The organism is Streptomyces sp. NPDC059743 (assembly GCF_042732975.1).
Classification (GTDB): domain Bacteria; phylum Actinomycetota; class Actinomycetes; order Streptomycetales; family Streptomycetaceae; genus Streptomyces.
Genome location: NZ_JBHWGS010000001.1, coordinates 406,304 through 420,441 on the forward strand (window position 1 = coordinate 406,304; position 14,138 = coordinate 420,441).

At 69.6% G+C, this 14,138-nt stretch carries 9 protein-coding genes; 1 reads left to right on the forward strand and 8 read right to left on the reverse strand.

The window, feature by feature from the left end:
- Positions 1-53: 53 nt before the first annotated feature.
- The 8 genes from ACFV6H_RS01830 to glgX all read right to left on the reverse strand — a co-directional run bounded on the left by ACFV6H_RS01830 (position 54) and on the right by glgX (position 12,690).
- Positions 54-1,064: a serine/threonine dehydratase gene (locus ACFV6H_RS01830; RefSeq protein ID WP_385537339.1), complete on the reverse strand. Its 1,011-nt coding sequence runs from the start codon at positions 1,062-1,064 to the stop codon at positions 54-56.
- Between the two features lie 156 nt (positions 1,065-1,220).
- On the reverse strand, positions 1,221-3,230 hold the full coding sequence (locus tag ACFV6H_RS01835; protein WP_384975725.1) for a M4 family metallopeptidase: 2,010 nt from the start codon (positions 3,228-3,230) through the stop codon (positions 1,221-1,223).
- A gap of 412 nt (positions 3,231-3,642) precedes the next feature.
- Entirely contained in the window at positions 3,643-4,671 is a 1,029-nt protein-coding gene (locus tag ACFV6H_RS01840; RefSeq protein WP_385537921.1) for a bile acid:sodium symporter family protein, read from the reverse strand.
- 10 nt (positions 4,672-4,681) lie between these two features.
- Positions 4,682-5,224, reverse strand: coding sequence for a hypothetical protein (locus tag ACFV6H_RS01845; protein ID WP_385537343.1), 543 nt, complete (start codon positions 5,222-5,224; stop codon positions 4,682-4,684).
- Positions 5,225-5,268: 44 nt separating this feature from the next.
- Positions 5,269-6,132: an oxaloacetate decarboxylase gene (locus tag ACFV6H_RS01850; RefSeq protein ID WP_385537346.1), complete on the reverse strand. Its 864-nt coding sequence runs from the start codon at positions 6,130-6,132 to the stop codon at positions 5,269-5,271.
- Between the two features lie 199 nt (positions 6,133-6,331).
- The gene (locus tag ACFV6H_RS01855; RefSeq protein ID WP_385537349.1) at positions 6,332-8,317 is read right to left on the reverse strand and encodes an ABC transporter transmembrane domain-containing protein; all 1,986 of its coding nucleotides are present in this window, start codon (positions 8,315-8,317) and stop codon (positions 6,332-6,334) included.
- Positions 8,314-10,239, reverse strand: a complete 1,926-nt coding sequence (locus tag ACFV6H_RS01860) for an ABC transporter ATP-binding protein (RefSeq protein WP_385537352.1) — start codon at positions 10,237-10,239, stop codon at positions 8,314-8,316. Before ACFV6H_RS01860 ends, ACFV6H_RS01855 begins: the two co-directional genes overlap by 4 nt.
- 129 nt (positions 10,240-10,368) lie before the next feature.
- The gene (gene glgX, locus ACFV6H_RS01865) at positions 10,369-12,690 is read right to left on the reverse strand and encodes a glycogen debranching protein GlgX (protein ID WP_385537356.1); all 2,322 of its coding nucleotides are present in this window, start codon (positions 12,688-12,690) and stop codon (positions 10,369-10,371) included.
- Between the two features lie 191 nt (positions 12,691-12,881).
- Between glgX and ACFV6H_RS01870 the strand changes: the two genes are divergently transcribed.
- Complete coding sequence (locus tag ACFV6H_RS01870) at positions 12,882-14,063, forward strand: Ig-like domain-containing protein (RefSeq protein ID WP_384975712.1); 1,182 nt, start codon at positions 12,882-12,884, stop codon at positions 14,061-14,063.
- Positions 14,064-14,138: the final 75 nt, after the last annotated feature.

Genomic DNA, 14,138 nt, shown 5'->3' on the forward strand with positions numbered 1-14,138 from the left:
GGCCTCAAGGGCGCGCCGTCCAGTGAGTGACTGGGCCGGCGCGCCCTTCGTTGTTACGCCTCGGCCGCACCGACCGCGTCGGTCAGTGTGCGGGCGTCGGTGTTCGCGCCGCACAGGATGACGCAGATCTGCTCGCCCGGTGCCGGGCGGTAGCCGAACGTGGGCGTGGTGAGGGCCGCCAGGGCCGTGGCGGCGCCGTGTTCCACCGGGACACGATGGGTGGTCCACAGGGTGTGGCGGGCGCGGGAGATCTCCGGGTCCGGGACCAGGACCGAGTGGACGTCGGCCTGTTGGGCGGCGTGCAGGGCCAGCGGAGTGGCGCGGGAGGCGCCCAGGGAGTCGGCGGCGACCGAGTCGACCGGGACGTCCACCACCGCGCCGGCCTCGATCGCGGCGTTCAGGGCGCGGCAGTTCTCCGGCTCGGCCGCCACGATCCGTACACCGTGGTGACCGGCCGCCGTGGCCACTCCCGCGAAGAGACCGCCGCCGCCGACCGCGACCACCACCGTGTCGAGGCCCGGGAGCTGCCGGTGGATCTCCTCGAAGAGCGTGCCCGCTCCGGCGGCGATCAGCGGATGGTCGTACGCGTGCGAGGCGAGCGCGCCGCTGCGGGCGGCGAACTCCTCGCAGGCCGCGAGGGCTTCGGCGTACCGCGTGCCGACGAGCCGTACCTCCGCGCCGTACGAGCGGAGCCTCGCGACCTTCACCGGCGGCGCGGTCTCGGGCAGGAACACCGTGGCGGTCACGCCCAGTTGCCGGGCGGCCCAGGCGCAGGCGAGCCCGGCATTGCCGCCCGAGGCGATGGTCACGCCGGCGTCCGGGAGAGTGCCGGCCGCACGGTGGGCCTGGAGGAAGTTCTGGGCGCCACGGGCCTTGAAGCTGCCGGTGTGCTGCATGAACTCCAGCGCCAGCCACACCTGGGAAGCGCCGGTGGCATGCGTGGCGCCGTCGGCGCCGGTCGCGCCCGTCGCGCCGAGCTCCGTCGGCGCCAGGACCACCGGGCGTACCCGTCCCGCGACGCGGTCGCCCGCCTGCTTGACATCGTCGTAGGTGAGTCGGTTCACGGAGGCTCCTGTGCTGCCGGGTGTCGCGGGACGATACGGCGTACCGTACGCCGACCACCTGACAGAACCGCCCGAGGTGTCGGTGAGGACACCTCGGGCGGTTCCCGGATCAGCTCCGATCAGCTCGGCCGGAGCGGGCCGTCCTGCGGCTCAGCTCTAGAAGGTGAGCTTCCAGCTGTTGATACGGCCGACGTCCGCCGCCGCGACATCCTGGACCCGGAGCTTCCAGGCGCCGTTCGCGACCTCGGACGAGGCGCCCGCGTAGAACGTCTCGATGACATTGTCCGCCGAGTCGCTGCCGCTGGCGGGCTTCAGGTTGTACACGCTGCCGTCCGGCGCGACCAGGTCGATGACCAGGTCACCGCGCCAGGTGTGCGTGATGTTCACGTCGACCTGGAGGCTGGCCGGAGCGTTGCCCGCGACACCCGTGACGTTGATCGTCGAGGTCACCGCAGCGCCGTTGTCCGGGATGGCGACCTGCGTGGTGCTCTCGAACGACTGGCCCGTGCCGCCGCCACCGGGACGCGGACCGACCGCGATACCGGCCCAGGCGTTCTGGACGGCCGTGTACTCGGCGCTGGTGGCGCCGTACAGCTCGGCGGTGGCCGCGAGAGTGCCCGTACGGGCCGCCGAGTAGTTGGTCGTGGACGTGAACTTCGTGGTCAGCGCCCTGTACCAGATCAGCTCGGCCTTCGCCCGGCCGATGCCGGTCACCGGCAGACCGTCCGAGGTCGGGGAGTTGTACGAGACGCCGTTGACGACCTTGGCGCCGCTGCCCTCGGAGAGCAGGTAGAAGAAGTGGTTCGCCGGGCCCGAGGAGTAGTGGACGTCCACGCCGCCGATGCCGGAGTACCAGTAGTCCTTGGACGCGCCGTCCTTGCTCGGCTGGTCCATGTACCGCAGCGGAGTGCCGTTGCCGTTGATGTTGATCTTCTCGCCGACCAGGTAGTCACCCGGGTCCTGCGGGCTGTTGGCGTAGAACTCGACCGCCGCGGCGAAGATGTCGGAGGTGGCCTCGTTCAGACCGCCGGACTCACCGCTGTAGACCAGACGGGCGGTGACGGAGGTGACGCCGTGGGACATCTCGTGGGCGGCCACGTCGATGGACGTCAGCGGCTTGAGGTCGCCCGCGCCGTCGCCGTACGTCATGCAGAAGCAGCTGTCCTGCCAGAACGCGTTGACGTACGCGTTGCCGTAGTGGACGTTGGACGTCGCGCCGACACCGTCATTGCGGATACCGGAGCGGCCGTGCACGTTCTTGTAGTAGTCCCACGTCTCCGCGGCACCGTAGTGGGCGTCCGCGGCGGCGGTCTCCGTGTTGGACGGCTGGCCGTTGCCCCAGGTGTCGTCCGGGCCCGTGTAGAGCGCCCCAGTGTCCGAGTTGTACGTCCTGTGGTTGCCGCGGCCGGTGTCGGTCAGGCTGTACGTCGACCCGGAGAGCTGGGTGCCGAGCGTGACCTGGCCGCTGTACTGCGTGTTGCCGATGCCGTTCATGACGGCCTGCCACTCGTACAGCTTCTTGCCGGTGGCGGCGTCCGTCACGACGTGCAGCTCGTTCGGAGTGCCGTCGTGCTGGAGCCCGCCGACGACCGTCTCGTACGCGAGGGTCGGCGCGCCCTGCGCCATCCACACCACCTTGCGCGGCGCGCGGTCGGCCTCGGCCTTCTTCGAGCCCTCCGCCGCGGCGGCGCTCAGCGCCTGCTTCTCGGCGACGGCCGGCGCGATGTCGGCCGTGGTGGCGACGTTCTTGAGGGCGGCCTTGGACGCCTTGCTGACGGACTTGGTCGCGCCCGCCTTCGTCGCGGCCACGACGAGGTCGCCACCGAGGACCGGGAGGCCCTGGTAGGTGCGCTCGTACCGGGTGTGCGTGGTGCCGTCCACATCCTGGATGACATCACGGACGACGAGCTTCTCCTGCGCGCCGAGGCCGAGGTCCTCGGCGGTGGCCGCCTTGGACGCGTCGGCCGCCTTGATCAGCGCGGTGCGCTGCGCGGGGGAGAGAGCGCGCTCCTGCGCACCCGGGTTGGCCTGGCCGGCCACCGGTGCGGCGGGAGCGGTCTCGGGCTGGGCGGAGGCGGTACCGGCCTGCACACCGACGGTGAGCAGAGCGGCTGCCGCTATCAGAGCACCGGTCGCGGTGGCGCGACGGCTGGGCGTGGATCTCACGCGAACTCCTTCTGCGAGGGGGGTACCGGGCCGCTCGGTGGGCAGCCCGGACAGAGCAAGCGGAGCAAGGTGGTGCGGAGAACGGGGGAAGAGTGACAGCCGTGACGGCTCACTGTCAGGAGCGCGTCAAGAAGTTGGCCGGAAATCGTCCGCTGCCCGAAAGGCCTTGTTCGTTAAGCGGACGTTTCGTCGATCATCGCGGAGATGCCGCCGAGGGTTCGCACACCGTCAACAACGGTTCGTGACAGCACCATTCGAGGACCGCGCGGAGTTCGGGCGCGAAGTTGCCGAATGTGAACGTGATGTTGAGCGGACGGCACGCGGGCGCTGACGGGATCGTTTCGTAACGTGACTGATTTCTTACCGTCCACTCTGCGGTGGTACGGGCGTCAGCTCCGCGATGGTCCGGGCGTCAACTCGCGGTGCCGCGCACCGGAACGCGCGGTGCGGGCGCGGGAGCGGCCACCGATGCCTGACGCGACCACCGGCCCGCGATGACCGCGCACACCATCAACTGGAGCTGATGGAAGAGCATCAGCGGAAGGATCACCAGCCCGGCCGAGGAACCGAAGAGCACGGCGGCCATGGGCAGTCCCGTCGCGAGGCTCTTGTTCGAGCCGCAGAAGACGATGGTGATGCGGTCCTCGCGGCTGAACCCGAGCCGCCGCGCGGCGAACGAGGTCGTACCGAGCGCCACCGCCAGCAGGGCCGCGGCCAGTGCCAGCAGGACGAGCAGCCGCGCCGGTGTCATCTGGTGCCAGATGCCCTCGGCCATGCCTCTGCTGAAGGCCGTGTAGACCACGAGCAGGATGGAGAACCGGTCCAGGAGCCCGATGCGCTTCTTGTGCCGGCCGATGAATGCGCCGATCCAGCGGCGGCAGAACTGCCCGGCGAGGAAGGGCAGCAGCAGCTCGGTGACGATGGTGAGCAGCCCGTGGAGCGAGAAGCTCACCGTGGAGCCGATCAGCCAGGCCGCGAGCAGCGGAGTGGCCACCATCCCGGCCAGGCTGGAGTACGTACCGGCGCAGATCGCGGCCGGGACATTGCCACGGGCGGTGGAGGTGAGCGCGATCGACGACTGGACCGTCGAGGGCACGACACAGAGGAAGAGCAGCCCCATGTAGAGCTGTTCGCCGAGCAGATACGGTACGAGACAGCCGACGGCCAGGCCCAGCAGCGGGAAGAGCGCGAAGGTGCTCGCTCCGACGACGAGATGGAGCTTCCACTGCCGCAGACCGTCCAGCGCCTCCCGGGTGGAGAGCCGCGCGCCGTAGAGGAAGAAGAGCAGACCGATGGCGATGTCGGCGGCATGGCCGACGGCCGTCGCCGCACGGCCGGTCGCGGGCAGCAGCGCCGCGAACACGACCGTGCCGAGGAGGGCGACGACATAGAGGTCGACCGCCCTCCTCAAGCGGCCTGGCCAGGAACTCAGCCAGGTCATTGACGTCACGTCACTCACCGCTTTCGCCTTGCCACGGAGGATGGCCGACCTCGGTGGTCCAGTTGCCGGAGGAAGTATGCGGACGATCCGGTTCCTGCGCGGGCGCCGACGCCGACGCCGACGCCGACGCCGGCGCGGGTGCCGGTGCCGGTGCGGGCGCGGGTGCTGCTCCCGAGCCCGCGCCCGAGCCGTCTCCGGTCTTTACGTCGATGGCCCCGCCGCCTCCGTCGTGATCGCTGCCCGCCGTGCCCTTGCCGAGGAGCAGCGTATTGAGCGTCCGGTCGACCTCCAGCCATGAGTCCGCGAAGGAGTTGTCGATCACGATGAGGCCGACGCTCCGGTTGCCCGTGGGCTCCGGCCGCGACTCGTCCTCCTCGTCGTCCTGCGCCTCCACGGGTGTGACCGCGGGACCGGCCGTCGCGACACCGCCGGCGCACAGCACACTCGCCGCCGCCGCGACGACCGCTCCCGCGGTCGACGCGCCTCGTACGAGAGGCCCTGCTTTCTGCTGCCGGTGCCGGCCGCTGCCGGGCCGGAAGGGTTTCACAGACATATGACGGTCCGGTTCGCTTCGGTTCGCTTCGGTTCGATTCGCGGTCAGACCGATACCGACTGACGGTACTTGTGGTGCCTGCTGATGTTCTTCTCCAGCAGTTCCGTGGATCCCTTGACGCCGATGGCTCCGGTCTCCGCGGTTTCCGGGAGCCGTCCGTCGGCCAGTTTGAGATCGGTCAGCGCGCCGTCGATCGCGCCGTGCGCGGCGAAAAGACATGGCGTGCTGTAGATGGCGAGATCGACGCCCAGCTCCGACAGCTCGGAAAGCGAGAGCCTCGGCGACTTTCCGCCCGCGATCTGATTGAACAGCAGCGGCTTGTCGCCGACGATCGAACGGATCTTACGGATCCACTCCACGCTCCGTACTCCGTCGACCAGGATGACATCCGCGTCGGTCTCCGCGAGGGCCTCCGCCCGGCGGATGATCTCTCCCTCCTCCGTGGCGTCCGTACGGGCCACCACGAGCAGGTCCTCCCTGCTGCGCAGCACCAGGTCGAGCTTCTCCAGATACTCCTCCAGCGGCAGGATCAGCTTGCCGTCGGCATGGCCGCACCTGCGAGGACGCTTCTGGTCCTCCAGGATCACTCCGGACGCTCCGGCGCGCTCCAGCCGCTGCACCACATGGCAGGCGACCTCGGGATCCATATAGCCGTCGTCGATGTCCACGAGCAGATGGTGCCGCGGAAAGGCCAGCCGCAGCCGCTCCACGAAGGCCACCATGTCGGGCCAGGCGATGAAGCCGATGTCGGGCAATCCGTAATGCGACGCCGCGAATCCGAAGCCGGAGACGAAGAAACCGTTGTAGTGCTGGGCCGCGATGGAGGCCGAGTACATGTCATAGATACCGATGAGAGGCGTCGTACGCGATGACGCGACCGCTTCTCGCAGGCTATTGCCGTAGTCCATGGTTCTCCCTCAACTCAGAACCCGCCCGAGCACGGGTTCAGGCCCTGTCATGACGGGCAAACATTTACAGAAAACCAAGACTCCGTAAAACGACACACCGGTTCGCACCCTGAAGAGGTAAAAACTTCGGAGCGATCATTATGTGATTAATTATCGAGAGGTGAGGGCTGTCGGTGCTGAATTCCGCCGAATTCCGTTGTCAGGCAAGGCTTTCGCGCCAGGCGCGGTGGAGGCCCGCGAAGCGGCCCGTGCCGGCGATGAGATCGGCCGGTGTGCCGTCCTCGACAATGCGGCCGTGTTCCATCACCAGCACCCGGTCCGCGATCTCGACGGTGGACAGCCGATGGGCGATCACCACCGCCGTACGGCCGTGCAGGACGGTGTCCATCGCGCGCTGCACCGCGCGCTCGCCCGGGATGTCCAGCGAGCTGGTCGCCTCGTCGAGGATCAGCACCGCCGGATCGGCGAGCAGCGCGCGTGCGAAGGCGACCAGTTGACGCTGGCCCGCGGAGATCCGGCCGCCTCGCTTGCGTACGTCCGTGTCATAGCCGTCCGGCAGACCGCTGATGAAGTCGTGCGCGCCGATCTCCTTCGCCGCCCGCACGATCTCCTCACGGGAGGCGTCGGGACGGCCGAGGGCGATGTTCTCGGCGACCGTGCCGGAGAACAGGAAGGCCTCCTGAGTCACCATCACGACTCCGCGCCGCAGCTCCGGTGTTTCCAGCTCGCGCAGATCGACTCCGTCGAGCAGCACCCGGCCGTCCGTCGGATCGTAGAACCGCGCCAGCAGCTTGGCCAGCGTGGACTTGCCCGCGCCCGTGGAGCCGACGACCGCGACCGTCTGGCCGGCCGGGACGGTCAGATCAAAGCGTGGAAGGACCTCGCCGCCCGTGCGGTACGCGAAGCTCACCGCGTCGAACACGACCTCACGGCCCGGGAATCCGCCGGTGAGCGCGGGCAGCGGGCGAGGGCGCGCCGCCTCGGGCACCGAGGGCGTCTGGGCCAGCAGGCCCGCGATCTTCTCCAGGGAGGCGGCGGCGGACTGGTAGGAGTTGAGGAACATCCCGAGCCGGTCGATCGGGTCGTAGAGCCGCCGCAGATAGAGCACGGCCGCGGCCAGCACACCGAGGGCCAGAGTGCCCTCGGCCACCCGGTAGGCGCCCCAGAGCACGATCCCGGCGACAGCGGTGTTGGCGACGAGCCGGGAGCCGACCACATAGCGGGCCATCTCCAGCAGGGCGTCGCCGTTGCTGCGCTCATGGTGGTGGTTGAGCTCATGGAAGCGCGCGTCGTTGGCCCGCTCGCGCCGGAAGGCCTGTACGGGCCTGATGCCGTTCATCGTCTCCGCGAACTTCACGATGACGGCGGCGATCGCGGTGGAGCGCCGGCCGAAGACCTTGGCCGCGCGGCGCTGGTAGAGCCGTACGAGCAGATAGAGCGGTACGAACGAGAGCACGGCCAGCGCGCCGAGCCCGAGGTCCAGATAGAGCAGCATCGCGCAGATGTACGCGAAGGCCAGCACCACGCCGATCAGTTCCTGGAGGCCCTCGCTGAGCAGTTCGCGCAGGGACTCCACGTCGGTGGTGGACCGGGAGATCAGCCGCCCGGAGGTGTACCGCTCGTGGAAGTCCACACTCAGCGCCTGCGCGTGGCGGAAGATACGGCCGCGCAGATCGAGCAGTACGTCCTGGTTGATGCGGGCGGCGGCGCGGATGAAGGCGTACTGGAAGGCTCCGGAACCGGCGGCGCAGATCAGATATCCGGCGCCGACGGCGATCAGCGGACCGTGGTCGTCGTCGCGGAAGGCGGGCACTCCGCGGTCGATGGCGTACGCGACGAGCAGCGGGCCCGCCTGGGCGGCGGCCTGCTGGAGCAGCAGGAGCAGCGCGGCCACGGCGACTCTCGTACGCCGGGCGCTCAGCAGGGAGCGCAGCAGCGCGCCGGTGGCGCCAGGAGGCGCGGGCAGCGCGTCCTGGCCGAAGGGATCGTCGGCGGCGGGGACGGCGGAAGAGTCCTGGGCGTCGGGGCCGGGTGCGGAGGCGCCGCCTTGCAGGGGCTTCGCGGGCGGGCCCGTACGTGTGTCAACGCCCGCGCCCTTCTCCGTATCCGTACCCTTTTCCGTGGCCGTGCCCGGCCCTTCGTCGGGAGCCGGGCCCGTGCCTGTGGTGCTGGTCGACGTGGTCATCGGACGGTCTCCTCAACGGCCTCGGACTCCACGCCCGGTTCGGACTCCACGCCGGCCCCGGAATCCACGCCCGGCTGGGCTCCGGACATCAGCCACGCGTACTCCTCGCTGGCGCGCAGCAGTTCCTGATGGGTGCCCACGGCGGCGATCCGCCCTCGCGAGATCAGCGCCACCCGGTCGGCGAGCATCACGGTGGACGGACGGTGCGCCACGACCAGCGCGGTCGTCTCCCGCAGCACCTGCCGCAGCGCCGCCTCCACCAGCGCTTCCGTATGGACGTCCAGCGCGGAGAGCGGATCGTCCAGCACCAGGAAGCGCGGCCGGCCGACCACCGCCCTGGCGAGCGCGAGCCGCTGCCGCTGGCCGCCGGAGAGGCTGAGTCCCTGCTCGCCCACCTCCGTACGCACGCCCTGCGGCAGCTCGGCGACAAAGCCCGCCTGGGCCACCTCCAGCGCCCTGGACAGCGCCTCCTCATCGGCGTCCGCCGCGCCCATCAGTACGTTCTCCGCGACGCTCGCGGAGAAGAGCGTCGGCTCCTCGAACGCCACCGACACCAGTTCACGCAGCTGTGGACGCGGTATCCCGGCGATGTCCTCGCCGTCCAACGTGATCCGTCCCGAGGTCACTTCGTGCAGCCGCGGTACGAGCGCGGTGAGCGTCGTCTTGCCCGATCCGGTGGCTCCGACCAGGGCCATGGTCTCGCCCGGTCTGATGTGCAGATCGATGCCGGACAGCACGGGCGGCGAGTCCGCGTCGGCGTCCGGGTAGCGGAACGAGACGCCCTCGAAGCGCAGCCCGCCGCCGGTGTCCGGAGCCGGCCCGCCGTCCTGGTCGCCGCCCACTGCCTTGGTGAGGGCAACCGTTTCTCCGGTCCGCGCGGCGGATGCGGCGGACGCGGCCTGCGCGGCCGACGGCTCCGGTTCCGCCTCCTCCGGTACGTCCATCACCTCGAAGAACCGCTCGGTCGCCGTCGCCGACTCCTGACTCATCGCCAGCAGGAAGCCCATCGACTCCACCGGCCACCGCAGCGCCAGCGCCGTCGACAGGAACGCCACCAGCGTGCCCGCCGAGAGCCCGCCGTCCGCCACCTGGATCGTGCCCAGCACCAGCGCCGCGCCGATCGCCAGCTCCGGAATGGTCATGATCAGGGCCCAGATGCCCGCCAGCAGCCGTGCTTTGTCCAGCTCCGTGGTGCGCAGCTGCCGTGCCAGCACCCGGAAGGCGAGCGCCTGGCTGCGATGGCGGCCGAATCCCTTGATGATCCGGATGCCGAGCACGCCCTCCTCGACCACCGTGGTCAGATCGCCGACCTGGTCCTGGGCCCGCCGCGCGACCAGTGAGTACCGCGTCTCGAAGAGCGAACAGAGAATGACCAGCGGCACCACCGGCGCCAGCAGCACCACGCCGAGCGACCAGTCCTGGAGCAGCAGGATGACAAAGCCCGCCAGGATCGTCGTCACGTTCACCAGGAGGAACGTCAGCGGGAAGGCGAGGAACATCCGCAGCAGCATCAGATCGGTCGTCGCGCGCGAGAGAAGCTGACCGGAGGGCCAGCGGTCGTGGAAGGCCACGGGCAGCCGTTGCAGATGGCGGTAGAGATCGGCCCGCATCGCCGCCTCCACGCTCGACAGCGGCCGGGCCACCAGCCAGCGCCGGAAACCGAACAGCACCGCCTCCACGATCCCGAGGAGCAGCAGAAGCAGGGCTCCCAGCCAGACACCTCCCGGATCCCGGTCGGTGACCGGTCCGTCGACCATCCACTTCAGGATGAGCGGGAACACCAGACCGAGGCAGGACGCGACGATCGCGACAAAAGCCGCACTGAAGAGACGTGTTCGCACCGGTCGTACATAGGGCCACAGCCGCAGCAGTGAGCGTACGGAGGACCGGTCCTTGGTGGTGGCTGCATGGTTCTCGGACATCATGAGCGAGCCTACGGTTCACCACTGACATCGCTCATGTGCTTTTTCGCCAGTCGGGTGGCCGGTGGGCCTGTCGTATCTCCATATCAACCGAATGGCTGATGGGCTTTCGAGCGTGATGGCCGAGCCTCACTCGCGTACCTGGAACACCAGGACGCACCGTGCCGGGACCGCCACCGTCGTCCCGGCCTCGTACACCGTGCCCGGTGCCCGTGTCTGGTCCTCGCGCGCGGTGTCCACGAGCAGTTCGTACGTCCGTGCCCAGGGCGGTCCCGGCAGAGTGACGTCGACCGGCGCGTCCGCCGCGTGCAGGACCGTCAGAAAGCTGTCGTCCGTGATCTTCTCGCCGTGCGCGTCCCGGCCCGGGATGTCCCGCCCGGACAGGAAGAGCCCGAGCGTGGACGCCGGCGCGTACCAGTCCTCCTCGGTCATCTCCTCGCCGTGCGGAGTGAACCACGCCAGATCCCGCAGCCCGTCCGGTGCCTGAGGCAGGCCGGAGAAGAAGGCGCGGCGGCGCAGGACGGGATGGGCGTGGCGCAGGGCGAGCAGCCGGCTGGTCAGCTCGTACAGACCGCGTGCTCCGTACGGGTCGTCCGGCCGCTCGTCCGCTCGTGCACCCGATGGGTCCAGTGGTGACCAGTCGAGCCAGCTCACCTCGTTGTCCTGGCAGTACGCGTTGTTGTTGCCGCGCTGCGTACGGCCCATCTCGTCGCCCGCGACCAGCATCGGCACACCGGTCGACACCAGCAGTGTGGTGAGCAGATTCCGCAGCTGGCGCCGGCGCAGGGCGTTGACCGCGGGATCGTCGCTCTCGCCCTCCACTCCGCAGTTCCAGGCGCGATTGTCGTCCGTACCGTCCCGGTTGCCCTCGCCGTTGGCCTCGTTGTGCTTGCGCCCGTACGACACGAGATCGCGCAGGGTGAAGCCGTCGTGCGCGGTGACGAAGTTGACGGAGGCGTACGGCCGCCGGCCGCCCCAGGCGTAGAGATCGCTCGATCCGGAGAGCCGGTAGCCCAGATCGCGTACATCGGGCAGCGCGCCGCGCCAGAAGTCCCGTACGGCGTCGCGGTACCGGTCGTTCCACTCCGTCCACAGCGGAGGGAACGCGCCCACCTGATAGCCGCCGTTGCCCACGTCCCACGGTTCGGCGATCAGCTTCACCCGGCGCAGTACCGGATCCTGGGCGATCACCGCGAGGAACGGCGAGAGCATGTCGACATCGTGCATCGAACGGGCCAGGGCCGCCGCGAGGTCGAAGCGGAATCCGTCGACGCCCATCTCGGTGACCCAGTACCGCAGCGAGTCGGTGATCAGCCGCAGCACCTGGGGCTGGAGCACATGGAGCGTGTTGCCGCAGCCCGTGTAGTCCAGATAGCGGCGGGCGTCGGACGGGAGCCGGTAGTAGCCGCGGTTGTCGATCCCGCGCAGCGACAGCGTCGGACCCAGCTCTCCGGCCTCCGCCGTGTGGTTGTAGACCACATCGAGGATGACCTCGATGCCCGCCGCGTGCAGCGCCCGTACCATCCGCTTGAACTCGCCGACCTGCTCGCCGCGCGTGCCGTCCGAGGCATAGGCGGCGTGCGGTGCGAAGTAGCCGATGGAGTTGTAGCCCCAGTAGTTGTGCAGTCCGCGCCGGAGCAGATGCTCCTCGTGGGCGAACTGGTGTACGGGCAGTAGCTCGACCGCGGTCACTCCGAGCCGCCGGAGATGGCCGATCGCCGCCGGATGCGCGAGGCCCGCGTACGTACCGCGCAGCTCCTCCGGGATGCCCGGATGGAGCTTGGTGAAGCCACGGACATGGAGTTCGTAGATGACCGAGTCGGCCCAGGGCGTCTTGGGCCGCCGGTCCTCGGCCCACTCGTCGTCGGGCGCGTCGTCGTGGACGACGACCGCCTTCGGGACGAACGGAGCGGAGTCGCGGTCGTCACGCACCGTGTCCGCGACATTGCGCTGCGGCCAGTCGCGTACATGGCCGTAGACCTCGGGCGGCAGCCGGCGGTAGTCATGGCCCTCGGCGGCGTCGACCGCGCGGGCGTACGGGTCGAGCAGCAGCTTCGCCGGATTCCAGCGGGCGCCCGTCCACGGGTCCCAGCGGCCGTGCACCCGGAATCCGTACCGCTGTCCGGGACGGACCCCGGGGACGAAGCCGTGCCAGATCTCATGGGTCAGCTCCGTCAGCGGGAGCCGTGTCTCGGCGCCGCTGTCGTCGAACAGACAGACCTCGACCGCTTCCGCGCCGCCCGCCCAGAGCGCGAAATTGGTGCCCGCGATCCCGTCGGGACCGATCCGGAAGCGGGCGCCCAGCGGCGTCGGCGCTCCCGGCCAGACCGCCGTCCTCGGGCCGTCGGGCCCCAGGGCCGCTCGCCCAGGGCGCCGGCCGTTGGCACCGTACGGAGGAAGGGCTCCGGTCCGGTCCGCCGCCCGTGGTGTGTGCTCGGCTGCGCTCGCCACCTGTCCGGCCTCCCGCGGCTCCCGGCCCCGCGGATCGGTGCGCGCGGCGTCCCGGCCGCGGCTCTCCTCGCGTGGTCTCCCACCTGTTCTGCCCGCAACAGGGCCCGCACTCACGTTTCCCCCGGAGGGTGGTGGTCGTTGGGCGGATTGTGAGACATGTATTGGAGCGGGCAAAACGGGCAGGGAACGGCATGGTCGTCGCCCTGGCATGGACAGGACTGCTGGCCGGACTGACGGGATGCACCGGTCAGCGGCCACCGGTCAACGACGCCAAGCCACGGCCACCGGGAGACACCATCCGGATCACTCCCAAGGACGGCGCCAAAAACATCGGCGCGGCGGAGAAGATCGAGGTGAGCGTGGCCGACGGCCGGCTGGAGCGGGTACGGGTCGTCCAGATCGAGGACGCGAGCCCGACCGCGCTGCCGGGACGTATCTCCAAGGACGGCCGTGTCTGGACACCGGCGGGCCGGGCGCGGATCGCCCTGGCCGCCAAGTACAGCGTCGACGCGGTGGCGGTGGACGGCCGGGGCCGGCGCTCGGCCCGGCACACCACCTTCACCACGGCCGTTCCCACCGATCAGTTCACCGGCTACTTCTCGCCCGAGAACCGGGCCACCGTCGGCACCGGAATGATCATTTCCTTCGACTTCAACCGGAAGATCCGCAACCGCGCCGCCGTCGAGCGCGCCATCGAGGTCACCTCGGATCCGCCGGTCGAGGTGTCCGGTCACTGGTTCGGCGACCAGCGCCTCGACTTCCGGCCCCGTACGTACTGGAAGCCGGGCACCGAGGTCGCGATCCGTATCGGGCTGCGGGACGTCCAGGCGGCGCCCGGAGTCTTCGGCATCCAGAACAAGCACGTCGGGTTCCGGGTCGCGCGGTCCCAGATCTCCCGGGTCGACGCCAGAAAACACACCATGGAGGTACGGCGTGACGGCATGCTGCTCTCGACTCTGCCGATCACCGCGGGCGCGCCCAAGAATCCCACGTACAACGGGAAGATGGTGGTGACCGAGCTGTACGACGTCACACGTATGAACGGCGAGACGGTCGGATTCGGCGGTGAGTACGACATCGAGGATGTGCCGCACGCGCTGCGGCTGACCACGTCCGGGACATTTCTGCACGGCAACTACTGGGCGTCCGAGGAGACTTTCGGCGCCGAGAACGTCAGCCACGGCTGTGTCGGACTGCGGGACGTCAGAGGCGGTGCGCCCGACACTCCGGCGGGCTGGTTCTTCTACCAGACGCTGATCGGCGATGTGGTGGAGGTGGTCAACTCGCATGACCGCACGGTCGCTCCGGACAACGGTCTCGGCGGCTGGAATCTGTCCTGGCAGCGGTGGAAGGAGGGCTCGGCCGTCCACTGACCGCTGTCCCGGCCCTGGTTGAGCCGCGCTGAGCCCTCGTCGAGTCTGCGTTTTTGTCGTTCTGCGTCCTCGGCG

What these genes read in the sequence shown, in the direction of transcription:
- ACFV6H_RS01840 (WP_385537921.1), bottom strand. Translation starts at nt 4,671, where the DNA reads ATGACCTGGCTGAGTTCCTGGCCAGGCCGCTTGAGGAGGGCGGTCGAC.
- ACFV6H_RS01845 (WP_385537343.1), bottom strand. Translation starts at nt 5,224, where the DNA reads ATGTCTGTGAAACCCTTCCGGCCCGGCAGCGGCCGGCACCGGCAGCAG.
- ACFV6H_RS01850 (WP_385537346.1), bottom strand. Translation starts at nt 6,132, where the DNA reads ATGGACTACGGCAATAGCCTGCGAGAAGCGGTCGCGTCATCGCGTACG.
- ACFV6H_RS01855 (WP_385537349.1), bottom strand. Translation starts at nt 8,317, where the DNA reads ATGACCACGTCGACCAGCACCACAGGCACGGGCCCGGCTCCCGACGAA.
- ACFV6H_RS01860 (WP_385537352.1), bottom strand. Translation starts at nt 10,239, where the DNA reads ATGTCCGAGAACCATGCAGCCACCACCAAGGACCGGTCCTCCGTACGC.
- ACFV6H_RS01870 (WP_384975712.1), top strand. Translation starts at nt 12,882, where the DNA reads ATGGTCGTCGCCCTGGCATGGACAGGACTGCTGGCCGGACTGACGGGA.